Below are 22,617 nucleotides of genomic sequence, written 5' to 3'. Positions count from 1 at the left end.
GAGGACATGGCGGCCCGCCTGGGTCGCCCAGATGCTCGTGGCGACCCGGATCCAGGTGGGGTTGCTCGCGTCGGCCGCGGCGAAGAGCTCCAGGCGCTCGTATCCGAGATAGGGGCTGAATTCCGCGAAGACCGTGGCCTGGACCGTCACCTCCTTGCCCGCCTGGAAGGTGGTGCCATCGCTCGGGAAGATCAGCAGCCGCTCCAGCGAGGGATCATCCAGGTACGTCCCGCCCTGTCCGTCCGGGCAGGTGCCGCCCAGGGTGTTGGGCTGGTGGGGCTCGGCGCCGGCCTCGGGACCGGCGATTCCCCGGCCCTCCAGGAGCCGCCCCGAGTCGCACCGGTTGCCCACGGCCGCGCAGAAGGGCGCCCCCCAGGTGGCATCGAACTCCGCCTGCCCGGCGTTCGCGAGCGTCACCTCGACCGGGGCGCTCACGCCCTGGTTCTCGTGGACGTCCGAGGCCCGGGCGGTGAACACCACCGGGCCGTTGATGGCATCGAGGCTGCTCCAACTCAGCGCGTAGGGCGCCGTGTCATCCGAGCCGATCTTCCGGCCGTCGGCGTAGAACTCGACCCGGGCGATCCCCGATTCATCCATCACCGAGGCGGTGAGGGTCACCGTGCCGCTCACCGTCGCGCCCGCGGAGGGCCCCGTGAGGGTGATCTGCGGCGGAGTCTGATCCGCCCCGTTGCCGAGCGCGTACAGGAGCCGGTTCGGGGACTCGGCGTTCGGGTAGAGCGGCAGCACGCCGGGCGTCGCGCGGCTGGTGAGCCGGGTGGACACCTCACCCGGCGTGGCCAGGGGATGGCCTTCCAGGTAGAGCGCCACCACTCCCGCCGTGTGCGCGGCCGCCGACGAGCTGCCGGTGAGCGTGTACGTGCTGGTGTCGTTGGTGCTCCAGGCCGAGGGGATGTCCACGCCCGGCGCGAAGAAGTCCAGGCAGCCGCCGGAGTTGGTGAAGAGGTAGGGCGTGTCGTTGGCGTCGCTCGTCCCGACCGTCAGCGCGGCGGGAACCCGGCCCGGAGACCGGTAACACACGTGCTGCTGCTGGTCGCCCGCCGCGACCGTGTAGGTGACTCCGGCGTTGATGGAGCGGGTGACCGCCTCGTCCAGGGACGTCGACGTGGAGGCGGACAGGCTGACGTTGGCCACCGCCGGCTTCACATGGTTGGCGGTCACCCAGTCGATGCCCGCGATCAGCGTGGACGCGCTGCCCCCGCCCACGCAGTCCGTCACCCTCACGGAGTGCAGGGTCACGTCCTTGGCCACGCCGTAGGTCGCACCGCCAATCGTCCCCGCCACGTGCGTGCCGTGGCCATGGCAGTCGCCCGAGCCGTTGCCGTCCGCGATGGCGCTGAAGCCAGGCACCGCCCGCCCACCGAACTCGGCGTGGGTGAAGCGGATGCCCGAGTCGATGACGTAGACGTGGACCCCGCTGCCGGTGGCGTCGTACGTGTATGTCCCGTCCAGTGGCCGCTCGCGCTGATCGATGCGGTCCAGCCCCCAGGGCGCGTTCGCCTGCGTGCCCTGGAGGGAGAGCTCGGCGTCCTCCTCCACGTAGCGCACGCGCGGGTCGTTGCTCAGCTTCAGCGCGGCGGCCTCGGTCATCGTCGCGGAGAAGCCCTGGAGGGCCCGCGAGTACACGTGCTTCACGGAGGCCCCGTGGAGCGTGGCGAGCTGCTTCGCCAGCGGCTCCCCCCCGGCCTTGTCCATGGACCTCGTGGCCGTCTCGTCGAGGACGACGATGTACCGGCCCGGGACCGCCTTCTCCGTCTTCAGCAGCCGGCTTCCCGCCACGAAGGACCTCGGCGGCTTCACCGTGGCCTCGATGTCGAGCGTGGGTTCAACAGGCTTCGTCCGCTCACAGGACGCGAGCACGAGTCCCGCCGCGAGCAGTGGCACCAGGGTCCGCATGGGTCTTCTCCCCCTCGAAGGAATGAAATCCGTTTTCCTTGAATTGAACAAATGCAGGGAAATTGGATCCGCCCCCGTGCGGAAACCTCACGGGAGGGTCCCGCGTATCCGCCAGGAGCGCCCACTCCGGGCGTCTGGAGTCCGACCCCATGTCACCCACCCGCCGTGTTGCTCTCCCCTGGTTGCCCGTGGCCCTGGCCCTGCTCGTGGTGTCGAGCGCGTTGACCGAGGCATATGGCGCTCCGCCCGCCACCCGGACGCCTGCCCCCACCGTCAAGGAAGCCCTGACGGAGACGGCCTACCTGGCCGGAGGGTGTTTCTGGGGAATGGAGGATCTGCTGCGAAAGATTCCGGGCGTCGTGGAGACGGAGGTCGGCTACACGGGCGGCACCTTCTCCCACCCCACCTATGCCGACGTGAGCAAGGGGAAGACGGGGCACGCGGAGTCCGTGCGCGTCGTCTTCAACCCGAAGGTGCTGACGTACGAGACCCTGCTGGAGAGGTGGTTCTTCCGCATGCACGATCCGACGACGCTCAACCGGCAGGGCAATGACGTGGGCACGCAGTACCGCTCCGCCATCTTCTACGTCTCGGAGGAGCAGCGCCGGGTGGCCGAGGCGGTGAAGGCCCGGGTGGACAAGTCGGGCAAGTGGCCGCGCCCGGTCGTCACCGCCATCACCCCCGCGGGCGAGTTCACCCCGGCCGAGGCGTATCACCAGGACTACCTGGTGAAGAACCCCAACGGTTACACCTGCCACTACATGCGGGACTGAGCAGCGCGAGGCGCACGGCGGGCCCCGTCTCCTGGGGCCCGCCGCCGCTCCGGCCGGTGGCCAACGAGCCGGTCGCCGTCGTCGCGGCGGCCCGCTCGGCGGGGCGCTCACAGGCCGTGAGTACCCGTCCCGCCACGAGCAACGTCACCAGGGTCCGCATGGTCCGGGTGGATCGAAGGAATTCCCAGGAATTGGATCTCTCCCGTCAGGAAAGCTGATGCTGAGCTTCATTCCGTGTGGAGGGAGCCGGGGGAAAGGCCCTCGTGGGGGAGGGGAGCGGGCGGTGCTCCCTGCTCGCTACCAGTCTCCCCTTTGCTCCTGCAGCAGCGGGCCGCACTTTTGGGGTGACCCCTCACAAGGAGTTCCCCCATGAAAAAGCTCCCTGCCCTGATTGCCATCGGAGTGCTCGGCCTATCGGGCTGCGCCAGCAGCTCAGGCGCGCTGGCGGAGGGCGAGTTGCCCCTGGAAGACCTCATGAATGAGACGGAAGTGGCCCAGCGGAGCCGCGCGGATGCCCCCACCGTCTACAACGGCGAGGCCACGGGAGGTGCGGGCCATACGGTGACGACGGGCGACGGCCGGATCTGGGCGCCCGAGATCGCTCCGGGAAATACCGTGACGAGGACCCAGTCGGACACCTGGCGGGGTCTGCAAGAGACGGACGGCGCCCAGTCCGTGATCATCGACGAAGGCCCGACGCGCGAGGGCTCGCAATAGACGGCCTGGCCCCTCAGCCCGCCCTGCGCCACTCCCAGGGGAGGGCGTCCACCTGCTCGCGGATCGCCTGGTCCAGCAGCTTCAGCAGTCCCTGGGTGGCCTGGACTCCCCAGCCATACACCCAGACCTGCGGCTCGCGCTCCACCGCCGGATTCCCCGTCACCTCCACCCGGGGAATCTCCCGCCGGGTGGGGCGCGAGCGGGCCGGGAGTTCGTACCCGTCACCACCGGGGCGCTGACGTGTTGAGTTCCAAAAATCGTCACCCGCATGCGCGAGAAACGTCATCCGGCCGGACAGGCCCCGGCGCGCGCTCAGGCATTTCAGTCACTTCCGCGGACAGAGGGACGCTGGCACGTCCACTGCTACGCGCCGGGTGCCACGGATCACATCCAGCTTCGAGCTTCAGACGGACACCGTCGCGGTGACCGCCGGGGCCGGGGTGTGCCCGGGGCGTGACAACCCATTGGACACGTGGAGGGACGAATGCTTCGAATGAAGAGCCGTTGGGGAAGTGTGCTGTTGGGAGCGCTGCTCTCGGTGCTGTTGGGGATGGGGGGTGAAGCCGCTGCCCGGGGCCGGCATGGCAATCCCTGGGAGCCTCTCGCGAGTACCGGGGTCGACAGCCATGCCTACGATTCCGTGCTGCTGCGTGAGGACGGCACCGTCTGGGTCTGGGGCAGCCCGTACTTCTACTTCTTCCAGGAGCCTGCCCCGAGACCCATGGCGGGGCTGACGAATGTGGTGGCCATCGCGTCCGGTGGCGAGCACGTCCTGGCACGGCGCGCGGATGGGACCGTCTGGGCCTGGGGCAACAACGGGTCCGGCGAGCTGGGAGATGGCACCTACCAATGGCGCAGCACCGCGGCACCGGTGTTGGAGCTCACGAACGTGGTGTCCGTCGCAGCGGGCTACGGGTTCTCCCTGGCGCTGCGCGCGGATGGGACCGTCTGGGCCTGGGGCGCGAACTGGAGTGGCCAACTCGGGCTGGTGGAGCCCTACGAGTGGTATGTGCTCAGGCCTGTCCAGGTACCGGGCCTCGTGGACGTGGTGGCCATCAGCGCGGGGGAGGCGCATGCCCTGGCGCTGCGCGCGGATGGGACCGTCTGGGCCTGGGGCGACAACGCCTTCGGCCAGCTTGGAGGTGCGATGGCTGGCGATTGGAGCTTAGGACCCGTGCAGGTGCCTGGACTCTCGGATGTGAAGTACATCGAAGCCGGCCGCTCCTTCAACCTGGTGCTGCGCTTGGATGGGAGCGTCTGGGCCTGGGGCGACAACTGGGGCGGCCAGTTGGGGGACGGGACGACGGCCAACCGGTCCACTCCCATGCAGGTGACAGGTCTCCCGAAGCTCAAGGCCCTCGCGGGCGGAAGTGGCCATGTCCTGGCCCTGGCGAAGAACGGGACCCTCTGGGCCTGGGGTAACAATTCCAGCGGACAGCTGGGGGACGGGACGAGCATCAACCGGCTCACGCCCGTGCCGGTTCCCCAGTTCGGCAAGGTGGTGTCCATCGCCGCCGGACACTACCACTCGCTGGCGGTGCGCAAGGATGGCTCCGCGTGGGGCTGGGGCTACAACCTGTTCGGCTCGGTGGGTGATGGGACCGCAACGTCGGAGCCACGGCTCACTCCGACTCGCGTCCTGCTGCCGTGCCCCTCCATGAGCCAGCCCACGCTGGACGACAGCCACCACGAGCCACAACAATGACCTGAGGGAGATTCTCTTCCTGCTGGCCCAGGAGAAGCGGCTGGAGGAAATCCTCGAGCTGTTGCCCGCTTTCCAGGTGGCGCTGGAGAAGAGGGGGCTGAAACCCACGGCCCGTGTGGAGCGGGACTCCAAGCTCGGACAGGCGGTCCGAGGTCTCGTCCGCTTTGGCGAGGACTCGCTCTCTGGCCTGCGCTACGCGGATGTGCTCGTCATCGAGGAAGGCGGGCTCGGCGGAGGGCCGCGGCGCGTGGAGACGTTCAGCTTCAAGAGCCGCAACCTCTCGGGGCTGAAGTATGATGAGCTGAAGGCGCAGCTCGTTACGGATGCGAAGGAAGCCTTGACGAAGTATGGCGAGACGCTGCGAATCCGCCGGGACTCCCTCCAGCGCATTCTCCCAGAAGGCAGCGAGGTGCCCATCCAACGGGTCCGCCTCGTCTACGAGGGAGGCGAGCTCAAGCCTGAGAACGCAAACGACTTGAGGTCAGCCGTGAACGAAACCCGGAAGGAGGTTCCGGGAGTGGAGGTGCTGTTCCGATGAAGGTCCTGGAATTCTACGGTTCGAGGAGCGAGGACTACCTCCGGTTATCGTTCAACGGGGCATTCAATCCACAAACGGCACTGGAGCGGGAATTGGAGCCCTTTCTCCAGGCGCTCGAGGAGTACGCCGACGGGTGGATGCCGGATGTCGTCAATGGCAGTCGGCAACGGAAGTACTCCCCTGCGTCCGTCTGGAGGGCACTGGAGGAGCGGCGCAGCGAAAGAACATCGGGGCTCGGGCTCTATCGAACAGCGTGGCCCGCCTTGGACATGTCGCTCTCGCTCTCATTCCCACCTCTTCTTCCACCCGAAGTGGGCATCATCATCAAGGTGAAGCCGCTCTCCTTCTTCGCGGAGGCGGATCGGTGCCGGAAATTCGTGGAGATGGTGCGGGTCTGGGCCTCTCGCTATCTGGTCGCGCATGCAATGGCCCATAGCAGCGATGATGGGGAGTTGGCGGGCTCTCCCAATTTCGGCCGCGATGACGAGACTGAGTACAGGGACGGTTTCGACAAGATCTACGAAGTGTTCTGGCTCAACGTCTTCGGCCCCAAGCTGGTGGAAACCGTGGGCCGCGAGCGCATGCTGTCGACCCCCGCCCACCGGGCGGAGGAACTCCCCAACGGCTCCATCCTCCTGGTGACGTGGCCCACCGCAGCCGATTTCGCCACCAAGGAGGCACGGCTTGCTCAGGCCCGAACCCACGCCCACCTCCGGCCGGATCTCGACTTCGACGCCATCCTGCGAGCCCTGCATGAGCGCAGTGCCAGGCTGGCCCCTGTGGAGCCCCGCTTCCACCCGGACCTGGCTCCGCTCCTCTCACGTGTGGTGGACCGCGCCGCCAGTCACGAGCGCCAGCGCAGAATCGCCGAACTCAACGCGTGGCAACCCCCCGAGCCCGAGGAGTGGCGCCCCGCCGACTCCGCCCTGCCTCCGGACGTAGAGGACATGGATCGCGCTCGCGAGCATCTCAGCACCCTCGCCGAGCACCTCGTGGCGCTGCTGCACTCGGAGGTTCCTTCTGTCCTCGAGGCCACGCCCGAGTCGCTCACGGATGCCGACTTCTACTTCTGGCGAGAGGAATTCCCGAAGAGCCGCCTGCGGGAAGTCATTGACGAGCACGCCGTGCCCGCCATTGGCGCGTACCTGGGTGAGGTGCTGGTGCGCAACCTCGGTGGCCGGTGGATTCCGCGCCGGAGGCTCGAGGAGACACAGGTCCTCGTGGGCAACCGCGTCTGGCTCCCCTTCGTCCGGGCCCGTAACTACATGCGCTCGCGCCAGTCACTCCTGGACTGCTCCCTCACCCATCTCTACCGCGTGGCCGAGCGGCACCGGTGATGAAACTCCACCACAAACTGTCCTTCACCAGCGGGCCGCCCAGTGTGCCTCCCACGTCCGCCTGGGACGAGACGCGGTTCCGCCCCCGGATGCTCCAGGTGGACCCGGACGTGGGCGTGGGAGTGGCTTGCAGTGGATCCGGCATCCACGTGCCGAACAGCGAGCCACCAGGACTCGACTGGATGTTCTTCCGGGTCCTCGCCAGGAGGGTGCCACCTGACGTGTGGCCATCCTCCGCCATGGCTCCCCCGGTGTGGATCTCCAGCGCCTCGATGAATTCGCGGCTCAGCGGCAGGGCGTTGATGCCCAGGAACGGATCCTGGACGGAGAAGCCATCCAGCACGTAGCGATTCTCGAAGGCAGACGCGCCCCAGATGGATATGCCGTACGCCTCCGCCCAGGTGCCGAGCGCGAGGGTGGCGAGGCCATCGAAGGAGCGGCTCATGCCGCCCCGACCTGCGGCGTGGCCTGGGTCGGGGTCGCGGTCACGACGATCTTCGCGAGGCGTCTGCTGGTCTCCGCGTCCGTCACCTGTCCGAGGATCATTCCCTCCGCCGGAGGCTCGGCGGCGAAGGACACGGAAGCGACCAGGAGGAGCAGACCGAGGACTACACGGGCAAGGAGTCGCACCCCACAAGTCAAGTCTACCGCGAAGTTCGCTCCCGGTGGGGGCCGCCAAGCCTGTGCGTATGCCTGCTCGAGGCGCGCGATGTCCTTCGCTCAATCCCGGGTCGCTCCGAAATCAAGAGGGCTTGTGAAAGCGAGAGTATGTCTCAGGGGCTACGCCTTGACACCTACGAAGCTACTTTGATACCAAGGTACTGGAGTACCCTTCTACTCAAATTGACAAAAGGATCACTGTTCGCATGAGCATGAAGGAAGACGTAGAGACAAAGCGGCAGATTAATATCAAGGTCGATCAGGAGTTCTTTACCAGGGTCAAGGTGAAGGCCGCCGAGAAGGACATCAGCCTCCAGCAGCTTGTCGAGGAGCTACTGAATGGCTGGCTCGACGGAAGGTTCAAGGTCCAGCAGAACCGGTCGAAGTAGACGGCCCTTCACCGTTTTCGGCTGAGGCCGCTCCCGTCCGCACCGGAGCCCAGCAAGCGGAATTTCCGCACTGGGATCCTGTCTTGGGTCTTGGCGTAGAATCGATATCTTCGGGCCAGGGATGCCGGGCCTTCACGGGCGGCAGCCCCCGGTTCGAGAGCCGAGTCATCCGCTTACAATTCAACCGGTGGCGCTGGCTTCGCCGTCGCAGGCTCTTGGCCCACGTGAGATGTGAATCAGCCCGAGGAAACGAAATGTCTTGGATGAACCCTACCACGAAGAACAGCGGCGGTCCGTCCATCCTGGCCCTAGCGGTACTGGTGGTACTGAGCGGGTGCGCTACGGGACGCGCCGGCTCCGCGGGCAGCGCGGGAGGCTTCTTCGAGAAGGCGGACTCCTTCCATGTGGTGCAGGAGGCCAGTGGATTGCAGGAAGAGTCGCGTCACCCGGTGGGCGCGGCGCTCCAACTGGAGCAGGCGCACCAACTCCTGGGCCGCCTGGCGAAGACCCCCGTGACGCCGAGGAGCTTCGCTCCGCGCCGGGCCCTCTGCTGGCTGCTGGGCGAGGTGCTCGAGGACGGCGAGCGCGTGGACTACGCGGAGTTGGTGCGCCGCACCCGGCGTTTCTCGCGCCTGGTGATGGTGCGCCCGGATGGCTACGGGGTGGCCGCGCTCACCGGAGCGCCACTTCAGCGTCTGGGGCAGGTGAAGCTGGAGGAGGGCGAGTGGAGGGTGGGCAGGCTCATCGTGGGCGACTTCTACTTCTCGCACGGCGGCGTCCTCTACCCGGTGAACGACGTCCTGCGCCGCGCCAACACCCCTCCCTGGGCCGAGTTGGGCCTGGAGCGCGACTGGTTCAACGCCGCGCTGGACGGCTCCCAGGATGCCATGGGGGAAATGGCCGTGGCGCTCGCCCACTCCGTCCTCCATCCCATCCGCACCTGGGAGGACCTCATCCAGCTTCCCTCCTCGGTGGCGCTCCTCATCGCCTCCTCTCCCGAGTACTTCGCCCGCTATGGCGCCATGTCCTTGCAGGACCAGATACGCGAGGCGGCGCGCCTGTCCACGCACGTGCTCATGCTGCTGGGGGGTGGTCAGGGCGCGGTGGGCACGATGGGGCGCATGGGCGGACTGGGGGCGGAGCTGCCGGTGCTGTCGCTCTCGGCCCAGGGCGAGCTACTGCTGGCCAGAGAAGTGGTGGCGGCGGGCACGATGACTACCACCGTGGGCGTGGAGCTGGGCTCGCTCTCCATCCTCCACATGGCGGGCGGCGCCAAGGGCAACACCCGAGGCGGGAGCGGCGAAGCGGGCAAGGCGCCCCCTCCAAAAGGGCCTGGGAAGTGGATCTACAAGAAGCCCACCACCCGCTCCGAGGACGCGCTGGACTATCAGGAGCAGGTGACGGGGCAACCCGCATGGCGAGTGTACGACGTGGACGGAGTGGAGTTCGACGGTTTCACCGGCAAGGAGCTGCAGGAAGCCAAGGGACCCAACTACGTCAGCTTCTTCAACGAAGATGGCACCCCCAAGTACTGGTACAAGAACTCCGGGAAGTTCGACGAGATGATGGACCAGGCCCTCAATCAGTCGAAAACCGCCGAGCGGGTGAAGCTGCCACTGGCCTGGTATGTGGCCGATCCCAAAGTCGCGGAGTTCCTTCGCAAACTCTTCGGTGACAGAGGATGGAAAATCACCATCCACCATCTATCGCCAGCCCGGTGAGGAGCAGTCGTGGCAGAGAACTACTATGTGGGGGCGTACTGGGGACCCCGTCGGGAAACGGCACAGGAGTGCGCTGGGCGCATGGAACGCTTCCTCCACATGCTGGCGCGGTGCGAGCCATCGTTCGCTCAGTGGTACATGGCGGGCCGGAGCTTTCCTCGCGGGCTGCCGGGCTCGCCGGTTGTCCCGGAAGCAAAGGAGTTGGAGAAACTCTTTCTGAAGAGCAGGAGCCGTACCGCCATTGGCAAGGAACCCGTCGAGGATCTGGGATTCAGCCGGAGCATGTGGAATGCGAAGAAAGATGCCACTGACATCCACCTGACTTGCGGCAAATACTCACCGTGGGGAGGCCCTAACGTGTGCCTGTTGGAGTTGGCCAGAACAGGCGCCGTGCTCCAGCGCCTGCTGCTGCAGCCCCCGGTGTTGGCCGAGATGCTCACCAGCATGGCCACCGCCTGGGACCCTGACTTCGCAGTGGCTACCTCGAGTGAGATGGTGGCGCTCGTGGAGAGGAAGATGGGAGACGTCCGGATCGGCTGGCTGACGTACCTGTCGCGCCAATTGGGAACCCTGCCCCCACTGCCCGCGCCCGTGCTCATCGAGCCGGTGGGGACCCTGGGCTGGCTCCTCATCCTTTCCCCCGAGCCCATGACGGCCAGCAACCCCGAGCACGTGGCCTTCACCCGGCGCATCCGCGACATGCTCGACCGCGCGGGGTTCATCCAACGCCCCGCGCCCGAGCCGGAGGACCCGCACCGCTGATGCTCCGGCATCCCCGCACTTGTTTTGGTCACCTACTCAGGCCTGCGCGTACGCCTGCTCGAGGCGCGCGATGTCGAACTTCTTCATCGTCATCATGGCCTGCACCACGCGCTGCGTGCGCTTCGGGTCCTTGTCCTGCATCAGCTCCACGAACCGCTTCGGGACGATCTGCCAGGACAGGCCGTACTTGTCCTTGAGCCAGCCGCACTGGCTTTCCTGCCCCCCGTTCGCGGTCAGCTTGGACCACAGCATGTCCACCTCTTCCTGGGAGTCACAGCTCACCATCAGGGAGATGGCCTCGGTGAACTTGAAGATCGGGCCGCCGTTCAACGCCTGGATCCGCTGGCCCGCCAGCTGGAAGTCCACCACCATGGCCGACCCCTTGGGGCCCGGCCCCGCGTCGCCATAGCGCGACACGCTCAGGATCTTCGAGTCCTTGAAGAGCGACACGTAGAAGTTCGCCGCCTCCTCCGCCTCCGTGTTGAACCACAGGAACGGGGTGATCTTCTGCTCGATGGCCGCCATGGTCATGCTCCTTGTGCTGCGGGGGTGAACTGCGTTTCGAGATACCGGCGCAGGTGACGCAGGGACTCGGCCGCGACCTCGGGGCCCTGCTTCGCCTTGGCGAGAATGAACGCGCCCTGGATGACCGTCTGCATGAACAGCCCTAGGCTCTCCGGCGTCCACGGCGCGTCCGGCACGTAGCGCGCCTTCGCCTCGGCGATGTCCCGCGCCAGCATCGTGGCGTGCGAGCTCAGGTGCTTGTCACAGGTGGCGCGGATGGCCGGGTGCGTGTCGTACGCCTCCTGCACCATCGTCCCGAGCAGGCACGTGTAGTCCGGCAGCGTGCCCCGGAGAATTCCCATGCGGAAGTCCACGTAGCCCAGCAGCCGCTCCAGGGGATCCTCCGCGCGCTGATAGGGCGCCGAGGCGAACAGGCGATCCGCCATGGCCGCGAAGTGATCCGCCGCCGCGATCGCCAGCTCTTCCTTGCTCTTGAAGTGGTGGAAGAAGCTCCCCTTGGTGAGGCCCGCCACCGCGCACACGTCCTCGACCCGCGTCGCCGTGTAGCCCTTGCTCCGGATGACCTGGAGGGCCGCGTCGAGGAACTTCGTCTTGGACTGGTGTTGGAGCTCGGAGGGGTCCATGGGCATACCGACTGGTTGGTTTATAGGTACCAACCAGTCGGTATGGCGTCAATCCCCCTCTGAAAAAGCCTGCCCCGAGCGGGTGATACGTCACGAGAGGGCTGTCTCTCACTCCGTCTTGACGGAGATGAGACGAGAGAGATATCTATCTCTCGTACTGATTCAGCGAGCCATGCCCCTGCCCGAGAACATCGCCGACGCCGCTGCCCGCCTGGTCGCCCTGCATGGGCCGGACGGGTTCACCATGGATGACCTGGCCCGGGAGTCCGGGCTGTCACGCGCCACGCTGTACCGGCAGGCGGGCAGCCGGGAGGCGGTGCTCGCCGCGCTGTCGGAGCAGGGGGTGGAGGTGGGGCAGCGGGTGGATGCGCGGGAGCGGATCCTCGCGGCGTGCCGCGTGGTGTTCACCCGGGCCGGCTTCGAGGCGGCCACGCTCGAGGACGTCGCCCGCGAGGCCGGCGTGGGTCCCGCGACGGTCTATCGCCAGTTCGGAGACAAGAAGGGACTCATCAGCTCGTTCGCCGGGCATATCGGACCGCGCCGCGCCATGCGCGAGGTGGCGCTCCATCCCACGGGAGATCTGCGGGCCGATCTGGAGCGCGTCGCCGCCACGGTGATGCGGTACGCGGCGGAGGATCTGGATCTGCTCAAGCTGGCGATGCTGGAGCGGATGCGTGGTGGGCCCTGGGCCGAGTTCCTGAACACGCCCCCGATGCGCGCCCGGACGATCCTCACCCGGCTGCTGGAGTCCTACGCGGCCAGCGGTGCGCTCGGGCCGCACGAGCCCCAGCGCATGGCCCAGGCCTTCGCCGGAATGATCTTCGCCTTCGTCGCGGGCCCGGTACTGGAAGGCGGACCCCTGCCGGACCCGGAAGAGACCGCCCGCTTCATCACCCACGTGTTCCTCGATGGACTCACGTCCACTGCTCGGAGGACTCCATGAGCGCAGCTGAATCCGTCCCCCTGTCCGCTTCCCTGTCCGTGGGAACGGAACCGCTGATCCTTCCCTTCGAGTGCATCTCCGCGGCGGATCTGCCCCGCGTGGGAGGGAAGGGGGCCAACCTGGGCGAGATGGCTCGCGCCGGGTTCCCGGTGCCTCCCGGCTTCTGTGTCACGACGGCCGCTTTCGATGCGTTCCTGGCCGGAAGTGAGGAGCTCCAGGCGCTGTACGCGGAACTGGAGGCGCTGGATGGGACGGACGTGGAGGCGGCCCGCCATGTCGCCAGCTCCACGCGCGACGTGCTCGGCCGAGCGCCCGTTCCCCAGGCCGTGGCGGACGCCGTGCTCGGTGCCTGGAGAACGCTGGGAGCCGAGGCCTCGTGGGCGGTGCGCTCCAGCGCCACGGCGGAGGATCTGCCGGACGCCAGCTTCGCGGGCCAGCAGGACACCTATCTGAACATCCGCGGAGCCGAGGCACTGATCGACGCCGTCCGGCGGTGCTGGGTGTCGCTGTTCACCGATCGCGCGGTGCTGTACCGGGCCCGGAACGGCTTCGGCCAGTCGGGGGGTGAAGCTGAGCGTGGTGGTGCAGCGCATGGTGTTGCCCGAGGTGTCCGGCATCCTGTTCACCGCCGATCCCATCACCGGGCGGCGGCGGACGGTGTCCATCGACGCGGGCTTCGGCCTGGGCGAGGCGCTGGTCAGCGGGCTCATCAACGCCGACCTGTACAAGGTGGACAAGGAGACCGGAGCGCTGCTGGAGGTCCGGGTGGGTGACAAGGCCCTGGCCATCCGCCCCCGGCCCGAGGGTGGCACCTGGGAGGAGCGTCTGCCCGAAGCCGTCCGCCAGGCGCGGGCGCTCGATGACGCGGCCCTGCGGGAGCTGGTCGCGATGGGCGTGCGGATCGAAAAGCACTACGGCAAGCCGCAGGACATCGAGTGGTGCATCGAGGCGGGGCGGCTCTACGTGGTCCAGACGCGGCCCATCACGAGCCTGTACCCGCTGCCCGAGCCCGCGCCCTCAGACGAGGGTCTGCACGCCTACGCCAGCTTCGGCCACGTGCAGATGATGACGGACGCCATGCCGCCGCTCGCGCTCCAGGTGTGGCAGTTGCTGCTTCCGTTCGACCGGGCGTCGCCAGGCCCGGGGGGCGCTCCCGGCGAGTCGCGGATCGTCACCGTGGCGGGCAGCCGGCTCTTCCTGGATCTGACGCCCGTGCTGCGCCATCCCATCCTGCGGCACGTGTTCACGGGCATCCTCGGCCATGTCTACGAGAAGGTGGGCCAGGGCCTGGAGACATTGATGGGCCGGCCGGCCTTCCAGCACGGCGTGAATGGCGAGAGGGCCACGATGAGGGGCGTGGGCCGCTTCGCCGTCCCCATCCTGGCGCGTGTGCTGGCCCGGTTGTTCATCGTGGATCCCACCCGGCTCCAGCCCGGAGTGGAGTCCTTCAGCGAATCGCGGGTCGCCGGGGTGCGTGCCCGGCTCGCGGCGGCGGCCCCGGGCGCGGCGCGGCTGCGCGAGGCGCGGCGTGCACTCTCGGAGCTCTTCACCCAGGTCGTCCTCTTCGTGGCGCCGAACATCGGCGTGGGGATCCTCGGGAACCGGATCCTCCACCATCTGAACCGGCGCGGGGTGATTGGCGGTTCGGAGGAGGACCTGTCCGCGCTGGAGCGGGGCCTGCCCGGCAACGTCACCACCGAGATGGATCTGGCCGTGGGCGATCTGACGGATCGGGTCCGTCCGTATCCGGCCCTGGCGGAGCTGCTGCGAAGCCGTCCCGCCACCGTGGCCCTGGCCGCGGCGCGCGACGTGGACGGAGGACCCGCGTTCCTCGATGCGTGGCGGGCCTTCCTCGAGCGGTATGGCATGCGGGGACCTGGCGAGGTGGATCTGTCCCGGCCCCGCTACAAGGACGAGCCCGCGCCGCTCATCGCGGCCATCGTCGGAGGCCTCGGGCCGGCCTCGGCGAACCGGGCGGCGGGCGAGCACCGGGCCCACCACGCGGCGCTGACGGCCAAGGCGGAGGCCGCGGGGGAGCGCGTGATCGCCGCATCACGAGGCGGACTGTTCGGATGGCTGCGAGCAAGGCTGGCACGCCGATGGGCGAAGGTGACCCGCACGGGCATGGGGCTGCGAGAGCACCCCAAGTACCTGCTCGTCCGGGTGTTGGATCTCGTGCGCGACGCGGTGCGCGAGGCCGGGGCGCTCCTGGTCCAGCGCGGGGCGCTCGGCGCGGCGGAGGATGTGTACCTGTTCCGCTTCGAGGAGTTGATCGCGGCGCTCGAGGCCGCCCAGACGCCGGATCTGCGTCCCCTGGCCGGGGAGCGGCGGGCGGCCCTGCGACGTGACGCGAAACGCTCACCGCCCTTCGTGATGGCGAGCGATGGAGAGATTCCCGCGCTGGCGGCGCGAGCGGATCTGCCGCCGGGGGCCTTGTCGGGGACGGCGGCCTCGGCCGGGGTGGTGGAGGGGTTGGCGCGGGTGGTGCTCGATCCGGCGCGCGAGGTGCTCCATGCCGGGGAGATCCTCGTGGCCCCGCATACGGATCCGGGCTGGACGCCGCTGTTCGTCCACGCGGCGGGCCTGGTGACGGAAGTGGGAGGGCTCATGACGCACGGCTCGGTCGTGGCCCGCGAGTACGGCATTCCGGCCGTGGTCAGCGTGACGGGAGCCACGCAGCGCATCCGCACCGGCCAGCGCATCCGCGTGGACGGCACACGGGGCTTCGTGGAGGTGCTGGATGGAGGTGCGGCATGAAGGGCGCACTGCTCGTCATCGGGTTGATGCTGGTGGGGGTGGTGGGGCTGGCGGCCTGGAAAGGGGGCTGGCCGCTGGTCTACGAGGGGCTGAAGCGGGGAGGGCAGGAGAGCGTGACCCTGCTGCCTCTGCTGGTGGTGGTCTTCGTGCTGACCGGCTTCGTGCAGGTGTTGTTGCCGCGCGAGCTGGTGGCGAACTGGCTGTCCGACGAGGCGGGATGGAAGGGAATCGGAGTGGCGTGGGTGGCGGGTGCGCTCACGCCGGGGGGAGGACCCATTGGCATGCCCCTGGCGGCGGCGCTGGTGCGCTCCGGAGCGGGGCTTGGCGTGGTCGTCACCTACCTGACCTCGCTGTCCATGCTGTCCTTCATCCGCCTGCCGATGGAGGTCGCCATGTACGGTGGCAGGTTGACGGGGCTGCGGCTGCTGGCGTCACTCGTGCTTCCCCCCGTGGCCGGGCTGCTGGCGCATGCGCTCGGGCCCTTGCTGATGGGACGCACCTGAGTCCCATCATGGAAGAGACGGGCGCGCGTCAGCTCGCGAGCAGGAAGCCGCTGATGCGCTCCGACAGCCAGTGCCGGAAGGCGTCCGTGGTCGGCGGGCAGTGCCGGCAATCCTTGATGAGCTCCGTGTCGGCGAGGGTGGAGAACAGCTCGGGCGCACGGGCGAGGAGCCGCTGTCCCGGGAAGCTCACGTCCAGGTCCGCTCCGAGCACGAGCGTGGGCGCCTTCAACCGCGCGAGCTCCTCCGGCTTCGCGAGCGCGGGCACCCGCATGTCCATGTTGAACGAGCGGAGGGCATCGCCCAGGTAGGGCACCCAGTCGTCATCCGTGGTCGTGAGCATGTAGCGGACGAAGGCCTCCAGGCGCCGCTTCGTCGGGGACATCCGGTACAGCATCATCGGGAGGCCCACCTTGGTGAACCCTTCCCAGTGCGAGCCATTCACCATGCCCGCGGGAACGAGCAGGGCCAGCCGCTGGATGCGCTCGGGCGCGTACGCCGCGAGCCGGATCGCCACGAAGCCGCCCCAGCTCACGCCCACCACGTGCGTGCGCTCGAGCGACAGCCCATCGAGCACGTCCTTCAACCACTCGCCGTACTCGTTGTTGGTCACCGAGGGCCGTGCATCCGCGCTCTTCACCGACTGCCCGACGATGTCCACCGCGTGGATCCGGAACCGCTCGAGCAGCGGGGCCAGCTCGCTGAGCACGTGCGCCGAGCTCGCGAGCGCCCCATGGAGCAGCACCAGGTTCGGAGCGCCCTCGGGACCGCCGACGAGCACGTGCGTGTCTCCGAAACGGGTCTTCACCGTCCGGCTCTCCGTCGGCACCTTCAGCCGATCACGGAAGCGATCGAACCACTGGGAGAGAACGGCCTTGGCCTGCTCGCCTCTGAACGCGGACTTCATCATCGCTCTTTCCTCCGGGGTGACAGGCTGCTGGGGGGACGAAGGCCCTCGAGGTGCTGGCCGATCAGGCGCTCCACCATGGCGACGGGGGCGGGGTGCGCGCCCTGCACCCACGAGATGAGGGCGAAATAGAAGAACGAGAAGTACGCGGCACCGAAGAGCGCGCCATCCACGCCGGGCCGGAGCTCGCCTCGCGCGCTCGCCTCCTGGGCCAGCCGAGCGATCGCCCCATGCACCCCGCCGACCTGGGCGGTGAACTTCCCGGCCCACGGCTCGTCCGCGAAGAGCGACTCCTTGAGCAGGGTGCGCGAGAGCTTCGGTCTCCGCTGGTAGTACCCGAACACGGTGCGCGTCAGCGCGGACAGCTGCTTCTCCAGCGGCCCCGGGCCGAGCCCCTCCAAGGCCTGCCGCAGCGTCTCCTCGAGGTCATCGAAGAGGGCGGCGTGGAGCAGCTCCCGCTTGTCACCGTAGTGGTGGAGCACCGTCCCGGCGGACACCCCGGCCCGCGCCGCGATGGCGCGCAGGTTCGCCGCCTCGAAGCCCACGCGCTCGAACTCCTCGCGAGCCGCTTCCAGCACCGCCTGGCCGGTGGCCGCCTTCTGCGTCGCCCGGACGCCCGTCTGCTTCTGGGATTTCGATTCGTTGGACACGTTCAATGAACATGTTTAACGAATCTCCGGTTCCGGGTCCAGCGAAACGGCATCCACGCCTCCGCCGAGCCTCAAGTGTCGGTGTCGGGCAGCTCCTCGCCCGACACCTTGCCGATGATGTCGATGCGCTCGGCCACGCCGGTCCCATCGCGCCGGAGCTCGTAGACGAGGCGGACCTTCCGGCCCGCCTTGACCGCGCTCAGCTCGGTCTGGATGCCGTTCTCCACCACGCTCGTGTCGGGCGTCACCCAGACGCGCACCTTCTTCTCCCAGGGAGCCATCGGGTCGAACACCCAGGCATTTCCCTCCTTCTTGCTCACACGGGTGAAGACGCCGAGCTCCACCATCGGCTCGTCCACGTACACGCCCGCCGCCTGCCGCCGGTTCACACAGCCCGTCCCCAGCAGCGTCGCGGCCAGGACGGTGGCGATCAGTACCTGTCTCATGGTTCTTCCTCCCGCGGATACACGTGCCCCAATCCGTCTCGGGAGACAAGCTGGCGCGGAGCAGGGGAGTCCGCTAACCCCCACCGGTGGTCCGGGCCCCCAAGTGCCTCCTGGCGAACAGGCCTCTGTCTCCGGTCAATGGCCCGCCGCGCGCAGGTCCCCGCCCGAGCCCTTCTCCGGAGGCACCGTCGGCACCTTCGGCAGCTCGATGGTGAAGCACGTGCCCTTGCCCAGCTCGCTCTCCACCTCGATGCGGCCGCCATGGGCCTTGATGATGCCCTGCACCACGGACAGCCCCAGCCCCGTGCCCAACCCGGCGGGCTTGGTGGTGAAGAACGGCTCGAAGAGGTGCCGCTTCGGCTCCTCGGACATGCCCGAGCCGGTGTCGCGCACCTCCACGCGCACCAGGGCGCCCTCGTTCCGGCAGGCCAGACGCACCACTCCGCCCGCCGGGGTGGCCTGCCCCGCGTTGACCAGCAGGTTCACCAACACCTGCACGAGCTGCCGCGGACGGCCCACCACCGCTCCCACGTCCTCCAGCGCCTGCTCCACCCGCACATGGCCGAGTTGGATCCGCGCGATGCGCAGCGCCGTCCGCACCTCGGCGTTGAAGTCGTAGGAGCTGTAGCCCTCGAAATCCCCGCGCGAGAAGCGGCGCAGATCCGAGACGATGGAGTTCACCCGTTTGATGCCGTCCAGCGTCGCGGGGAGCACGTCGTCCACGTACTCCTTCAGTGGCGCGGAGAGGTTCGGCTCGTCCCTCATGTCCTGGAGCAGCGAGTCGACGTTGCTCGTCACGTAGCTCATCGGGTTGTTGATCTCATGCGCCACGCTCGCCGCCATCAGCCCCAGGCTGGAGAGCCGCTCCTGCTCGAGCGCCCGCTGGTGCAGCTGCTGCAACTCCTGGTGGGTCCGCCCCAGCTCCAGGTTCTTCTCCGTCAGCAGGGCCCCGCGCTTCTCGGACACCAGGTATCCGAAGATGCCAATGATGGAGAAGGACAGGACCGTGGCGGGCTCGGCGCCGGTGGCCAGGGCCACTCCGTCGATGGACATCAGATAGATGGCCATGCGCGGACGGACCCACGAGTCGAGCCCGAAGTACCAGAGCATGTTGTAGGGCACGAAGACCCAGAGCAGCACGTGCCACCGGGTGTGGATGCCAATGAGGCAGATGCCCGCCGCGTTGATGCCCATCCGGATCGCCTCCGCCCGGGCGCGGCCGATCCGCGGCACGAGCCGCTCGGCCAGGACGGCGTTGAACAGGGTGAGCACCACGCTCACCCCCGCGACGGCGAGGACCGCGGACCACTGTCCCCAGACCGAGAGGAGCAACGCGAGGTTGGCGACGGACGCCCCCATCCCCGCGACACCCTGGATGCCGCGTTGGACCCGCTCCGAATCCGCCACGTGGCTTGCGACGCTGGGCCGGGTTTCCATCTCGCTCCCCCTCTGGCGGCTGGCGACCAGAGGAGATCATAGGAGGGACATGGCCCCGCCGGCCAAGCGGGTCCCCTCCGGACAGCGCTCAGGTGAGCAGTCTCACCGGCGCACCCGATCTTCACGGGCGGCATTCTCCAGATCCTTCCGGGCGATCGCCACCAATCGCCGGAGGTGCTCCCGGACGTCTTCCGGCCAGGGCTGGATGAGCTGCTCGAGGCGCTCGGAGTCATTCGCGAAGAAGGCCCGCGAGGCCTCCTCGTAGCCGGGGAAGTCTCCCGCCATGAGGGTCATGAACTTGTAGGCGGCTTCCTGGGAGCGCCGGGCCCGATCCGCGCCCGCGCTGTTGCGCTTCGCCTCCTCGACGAGCTTGCGCAGCGTCACCGAGGCCCCACCCGGCTGCGAGTTGAGCCAGTCCCAGTGGCGGGGGAGGAGCGACACCTCCCGGGAGACGACTCCCAGCTTCGGCCGGCCCGGACCGGACCGCCGGGTCTCCTCCACGGCCTGCTCGGCCTCGACCCGCCGGGCCCGCTTCTTCTCCAGCTTGTCCAGGAACTCGTACAGCGACCCCCGGAAGTCCAGGTCCACCGGCGTGCCCGTCTCGTCCTCGAAGATCAGGATCGGCGCGCTGTCTCCCCGGTCCAGCCGCTCCTTGGCCTTCAGGGCGACCTCGGTCAGCTCTCCCGACGCGAGGAGCCGGTGGCCCGCGAAGCCCGTGTAATTCCTCTGTTTCTCCTCGCCCATACCCGGCTCCTTTGTCTGGACCCAAAACCACCCGGGTAGAAAGAATTCCCACAGGGTGAAATCCATGAATCCGAATATCACCCGGGCAAAATAAAGCATCAAGGGATATTCTCCGGGTAATATCCGGCTGTTTGGATACTACCCGGGTGATTTGGGGGGGTTGCCCGGGTGGAATGGCCCCCTCGGGGAGCAGGGGAGGGGGCCTCGGGCGGCCTCAGTTCCGGTAGAGGAGGAACAGGGGCGCCTCGATCGAGACGCCCGCGCTGAAGCGCCAGGACGGAGCCGGCGTCACGCCACCCGCGTCGAGGTCATACGCCGCGCCCACCGAGAGCGAGACCGGGGTCCTGGGGATCAATCCCTTGAGCCACAGGCCGGGGCTGACCGCCTCCATCACCCGTGGGGCCTTGCGCTCCTCGACGCCGACGAACTGGGTGTAGCCCGCCAGATCGATGATCTGGAAGAACGCGCTCCAGGTGAGGCCGGCGCCGCCGATCTGGTAGTCGATGCCGACGGGCACCAGCAACCGGGGCGTGACGCTGTCCGCGCGGGGGCCGGAGAGCGAGTAGGAGGCGCCCAGCCCCACCAGGCCGCCCAGCGAGACGAAGTGGTGCACGTCCGGATCGCTCCGCCACCGCCAGCTGCCCACCGGCGAGGCCGAGGCGAGCACCACGGCCTTCACCTCCTGCGCGTCCTTCGCATCGGCGAGCGACACCAGCAGGCCGCCGTACCGGCCGAAGCCCTCCGGCAGGCAGATGCACGGCCGGCGCTCGCAGCGCCACTCGGAGGTGCGGGCCTCCGGGTCCGCCGCCGCGGGGGCCTTCCACGCCTCCTCCTGCACGCACCGCATCGCCACGCTGTCGTTGTACCGATCCGTCCTGCTGGAGAGCGCCTGGTGCTCGAGCAGCAACTGGTAGACGGTGGAGAGATCCCTCGCGATCGCCGCCACCACCATGCGCAGCACGTCGCGGGACGAGGTCAGGAAGCCCCGGGCCTCGAGCAGGGCCTTCTGGTTCGCCGCCACCTGCTCCGCGGCGCCAGCCCCGGACCCCGAGGACTCCAGCCATGTCCCCATCAGCCGGTTGAGGCTCAGCAGCCCGTCCAGCGCCACCTGCGCGGCATCGAGCGCGGACACGCCCTGCTGGGCCAGCAACCGGGTGGCCTCGGCGATCCGCGCGGGGCTGCCGTCCTGGGCTCCCTCCGAGGAGAGGCGCCCGGCCAGGTCCACCAGCCGCTGGAGGTCCGCCGACACGGTGAAGACTCCCTCGGCCGAGTCGGAGAGGGGAGGGGCGAGCGCGGCCCAGATCTTCAACCGCGACTGCTTCCCGGCCGGCGCGTACACCCAGCCGCAGCTCTCCTTCTGCAGCGAGAGCAGCAACACGGCCAGTCCCCGTGCGTTCGCGTCCATCTGGGGAACGAGGCCCTGGTTGGCGTCATCCACCAACCGGGTGTAGCGCGTGAAGGAGGGGGGCATGCCACTCACGCACGCCAGCTGCGTGTAGAGCCGCGAGACGTCGGCGGGCAGACCCGGCTCCAGGGGGAGCGTCTCGAGCCGGCGCGACAGCGTGTCCAGCGCGCGCAACGGGTGCACGCCCGTCACCACCGAGTCCACCATCTCCCGGACGGGCAGCGCGGCCCGCTCGTACCGGCGGCCATCCGCCTGGGACACCACCTCGAAGACCAGGTGCGAGGGGATGGAGCGGAGATCCTGCTCCACCGTCTTGCGCAGCAGCGCGAGCGAGGCCGCTCCGCCGGCGCCGAGCGTGGAGGCGAACGCGTTGTTGTGCGCCGCGGTGCAGGTGGCGGGCAGCCAGTCCCGGATGTGCCCCTGCCGCTGGCCCCACTGATCCTTCACCTCCTGCTTGCAGATGCGCTGGTCGAACTCGACGAGCACGTACAGCACGGCCTCGGCCTCGGCCCGCTCCTGGAGCGCCCCCGCCAGCCCGGTGAAGACCTGGTCCAGGAAGGCGTTCAGATCGATCCCCGGCAGCAGGCCCGGCAGACTGGTGGCGGCCTCCTCGCCCGCGTTGAGGGACGTGTGGCCCCGGGCCGCGTCCAATATCTCCGACGTGGTGAGCGCCGCCTCCTGTTGCTCGCGGGGAGCGGTCTTCGAGCGCCGCACGGCCTCCAGCGCCGAGTCCAGCTCGTCGAGCGCCTGGAAGAAGGCCCTGCGCTCACTGAAGTACGCGGCCAGCACCAGCGCGTCCGAGCCGAGCAGCGCCTCCAGGTCGAACTCCGTCGCGGAGGGGCCCTGGTACCGCTGGCACCAGGTGGCGATCTCGGGAACGGGTTGGGGAGAGGGGGTGCAGGCCGTGCGGATGCGTCCGGGGAGGCTGCCGCGGATCTCCCCCCACCACAGGGCGAAGGCGCTCGTCGTGTCGTGGGTGGGAAGCAGGCCCGCCCCAGGCCCGGCGGTGGGGAGCTGCGCGGGAGCGGCCCCCACCGGGGCTCCAGGAGCGGGACCCATCGTCTGGGGGACGGACCTGGACTGGGAGAGCGCGGCGGTGGACAGCAGGAGCAGGGCCAGGAGGGCGCCCCCCGGTGCATGCGAATGCCTACGCATCATGTCCTT

Annotated in this window: 23 protein-coding genes and 1 pseudogene; 12 read left to right on the top strand and 12 right to left on the bottom strand. The window is 68.6% G+C overall.

The features are described 5' to 3' along the window. On the bottom strand, positions 1-1,914 hold a 1,914-nt coding region (locus Q664_RS06635; RefSeq protein ID WP_043391032.1), incomplete at its 3' end, for a S8 family serine peptidase. A gap of 149 nt (positions 1,915-2,063) precedes the next feature. On the opposite strand from Q664_RS06635, the gene msrA reads away from it, so the two are divergent. Both msrA and Q664_RS06625 read left to right on the top strand, forming a co-directional pair. Next, complete coding sequence (msrA, locus tag Q664_RS06630; RefSeq protein ID WP_200883670.1) at positions 2,064-2,687, top strand: peptide-methionine (S)-S-oxide reductase MsrA; 624 nt, start codon at positions 2,064-2,066, stop codon at positions 2,685-2,687. Positions 2,688-3,056: 369 nt separating this feature from the next. After that, positions 3,057-3,404 (top strand): hypothetical protein, encoded by a 348-nt coding sequence (locus Q664_RS06625; RefSeq protein WP_043391030.1) that lies wholly within the window; start codon positions 3,057-3,059, stop codon positions 3,402-3,404. A 13-nt stretch (positions 3,405-3,417) separates the two neighbouring features. Here Q664_RS06625 and Q664_RS58880 read toward each other — a convergent pair whose 3' ends face one another. Continuing rightward, a complete protein-coding gene (locus Q664_RS58880) occupies positions 3,418-3,567 on the bottom strand; it encodes a hypothetical protein (protein ID WP_160174352.1) in 150 nt (49 codons plus the stop codon). 321 nt (positions 3,568-3,888) lie between these two features. On the opposite strand from Q664_RS58880, the gene Q664_RS06620 reads away from it, so the two are divergent. From Q664_RS06620 to Q664_RS06610, 3 genes are all read left to right on the top strand, one after another. Further along, the gene (locus Q664_RS06620) at positions 3,889-5,109 is read left to right on the top strand and encodes an RCC1 domain-containing protein (protein WP_084609568.1); all 1,221 of its coding nucleotides are present in this window, start codon (positions 3,889-3,891) and stop codon (positions 5,107-5,109) included. 61 nt (positions 5,110-5,170) lie between these two features. Further along, positions 5,171-5,647, top strand: coding sequence for a hypothetical protein (locus Q664_RS06615; protein WP_043391027.1), 477 nt, complete (start codon positions 5,171-5,173; stop codon positions 5,645-5,647). Further along, entirely contained in the window at positions 5,644-6,984 is a 1,341-nt protein-coding gene (locus tag Q664_RS06610) for a hypothetical protein (RefSeq protein ID WP_043391025.1), read from the top strand. The genes Q664_RS06615 and Q664_RS06610 overlap by 4 nt, the downstream gene beginning before the upstream one ends. Here the strand turns inward: Q664_RS06610 and Q664_RS06605 are convergent. Continuing rightward, on the bottom strand, positions 6,947-7,429 hold the full coding sequence (locus Q664_RS06605) for a hypothetical protein (protein WP_043391023.1): 483 nt from the start codon (positions 7,427-7,429) through the stop codon (positions 6,947-6,949). The genes Q664_RS06610 and Q664_RS06605 overlap by 38 nt on opposite strands. Continuing rightward, positions 7,426-7,614 (bottom strand): hypothetical protein, encoded by a 189-nt coding sequence (locus Q664_RS06600; protein ID WP_043391021.1) that lies wholly within the window; start codon positions 7,612-7,614, stop codon positions 7,426-7,428. The genes Q664_RS06605 and Q664_RS06600 overlap by 4 nt, the downstream gene beginning before the upstream one ends. A 236-nt stretch (positions 7,615-7,850) precedes the next feature. On the opposite strand from Q664_RS06600, the gene Q664_RS06595 reads away from it, so the two are divergent. The 3 genes from Q664_RS06595 (at position 7,851) to Q664_RS54600 (ending at position 10,516) form a co-directional block, all read left to right on the top strand. Next, positions 7,851-8,033, top strand: a complete 183-nt coding sequence (locus tag Q664_RS06595) for a ribbon-helix-helix protein (RefSeq protein WP_043391018.1) — start codon at positions 7,851-7,853, stop codon at positions 8,031-8,033. A gap of 263 nt (positions 8,034-8,296) precedes the next feature. Continuing rightward, complete coding sequence (locus Q664_RS51665) at positions 8,297-9,754, top strand: Tox-REase-5 domain-containing protein (protein ID WP_052517749.1); 1,458 nt, start codon at positions 8,297-8,299, stop codon at positions 9,752-9,754. A 9-nt stretch (positions 9,755-9,763) separates the two neighbouring features. Further along, positions 9,764-10,516 (top strand): Imm52 family immunity protein, encoded by a 753-nt coding sequence (locus Q664_RS54600; protein ID WP_075207358.1) that lies wholly within the window; start codon positions 9,764-9,766, stop codon positions 10,514-10,516. 36 nt (positions 10,517-10,552) lie between these two features. On the opposite strand, the gene Q664_RS06580 is transcribed toward Q664_RS54600, so the two are convergent. Both Q664_RS06580 and Q664_RS06575 read right to left on the bottom strand, forming a co-directional pair. Further along, a complete protein-coding gene (locus Q664_RS06580; RefSeq protein WP_152621944.1) occupies positions 10,553-11,041 on the bottom strand; it encodes a VOC family protein in 489 nt (162 codons plus the stop codon). 2 nt (positions 11,042-11,043) lie between these two features. After that, positions 11,044-11,664, bottom strand: coding sequence for a TetR/AcrR family transcriptional regulator (locus tag Q664_RS06575; RefSeq protein ID WP_043391059.1), 621 nt, complete (start codon positions 11,662-11,664; stop codon positions 11,044-11,046). Between the two features lie 172 nt (positions 11,665-11,836). Between Q664_RS06575 and Q664_RS06570 the strand changes: the two genes are divergently transcribed. The 4 genes and pseudogenes from Q664_RS06570 to Q664_RS06560 all read left to right on the top strand — a co-directional run bounded on the left by Q664_RS06570 (position 11,837) and on the right by Q664_RS06560 (position 15,867). Continuing rightward, complete coding sequence (locus Q664_RS06570; protein ID WP_043391011.1) at positions 11,837-12,607, top strand: TetR/AcrR family transcriptional regulator; 771 nt, start codon at positions 11,837-11,839, stop codon at positions 12,605-12,607. Further along, positions 12,604-13,152, top strand: a pseudogene (locus Q664_RS62080) (PEP/pyruvate-binding domain-containing protein); the annotation flags it as partial. The gene Q664_RS06570 and the pseudogene Q664_RS62080, both read left to right, overlap by 4 nt. A 19-nt stretch (positions 13,153-13,171) precedes the next feature. After that, positions 13,172-15,364 carry a PEP/pyruvate-binding domain-containing protein gene (locus Q664_RS62075; RefSeq protein WP_052517748.1) on the top strand — a complete coding sequence of 731 codons (2,193 nt, stop codon included), beginning with the start codon at positions 13,172-13,174 and terminating at the stop codon, positions 15,362-15,364. Then, entirely contained in the window at positions 15,361-15,867 is a 507-nt protein-coding gene (locus Q664_RS06560) for a permease (protein ID WP_052517747.1), read from the top strand. Before Q664_RS62075 ends, Q664_RS06560 begins: the two co-directional genes overlap by 4 nt. 28 nt (positions 15,868-15,895) lie before the next feature. Here the strand turns inward: Q664_RS06560 and Q664_RS06555 are convergent, their stop codons facing one another. The 6 genes from Q664_RS06555 to Q664_RS06530 all read right to left on the bottom strand — a co-directional run bounded on the left by Q664_RS06555 (position 15,896) and on the right by Q664_RS06530 (position 22,611). Further along, positions 15,896-16,774 carry an alpha/beta fold hydrolase gene (locus tag Q664_RS06555; RefSeq protein WP_235216581.1) on the bottom strand — a complete coding sequence of 293 codons (879 nt, stop codon included), beginning with the start codon at positions 16,772-16,774 and terminating at the stop codon, positions 15,896-15,898. Continuing rightward, complete coding sequence (locus Q664_RS06550; RefSeq protein ID WP_043391054.1) at positions 16,771-17,421, bottom strand: TetR/AcrR family transcriptional regulator; 651 nt, start codon at positions 17,419-17,421, stop codon at positions 16,771-16,773. Before Q664_RS06550 ends, Q664_RS06555 begins: the two co-directional genes overlap by 4 nt. A 71-nt stretch (positions 17,422-17,492) precedes the next feature. Further along, on the bottom strand, positions 17,493-17,867 hold the full coding sequence (locus Q664_RS06545) for a hypothetical protein (RefSeq protein WP_043391009.1): 375 nt from the start codon (positions 17,865-17,867) through the stop codon (positions 17,493-17,495). Between the two features lie 135 nt (positions 17,868-18,002). Then, complete coding sequence (locus tag Q664_RS06540; protein WP_063934667.1) at positions 18,003-19,274, bottom strand: sensor histidine kinase; 1,272 nt, start codon at positions 19,272-19,274, stop codon at positions 18,003-18,005. Between the two features lie 132 nt (positions 19,275-19,406). Next, complete coding sequence (locus Q664_RS06535; protein ID WP_043391007.1) at positions 19,407-20,048, bottom strand: DUF2239 family protein; 642 nt, start codon at positions 20,046-20,048, stop codon at positions 19,407-19,409. Between the two features lie 214 nt (positions 20,049-20,262). Continuing rightward, complete coding sequence (locus tag Q664_RS06530) at positions 20,263-22,611, bottom strand: hypothetical protein (protein ID WP_043391006.1); 2,349 nt, start codon at positions 22,609-22,611, stop codon at positions 20,263-20,265. Positions 22,612-22,617 lie beyond the last annotated feature (6 nt).

Source organism: Archangium violaceum Cb vi76 (assembly GCF_000733295.1).
GTDB classification, from domain to species: Bacteria; Myxococcota; Myxococcia; order Myxococcales; family Myxococcaceae; genus Archangium; species Archangium violaceum.
Note: the sequence above shows the minus strand (reverse complement) of the source record. Positions and strands in the feature narration are given on the sequence as shown.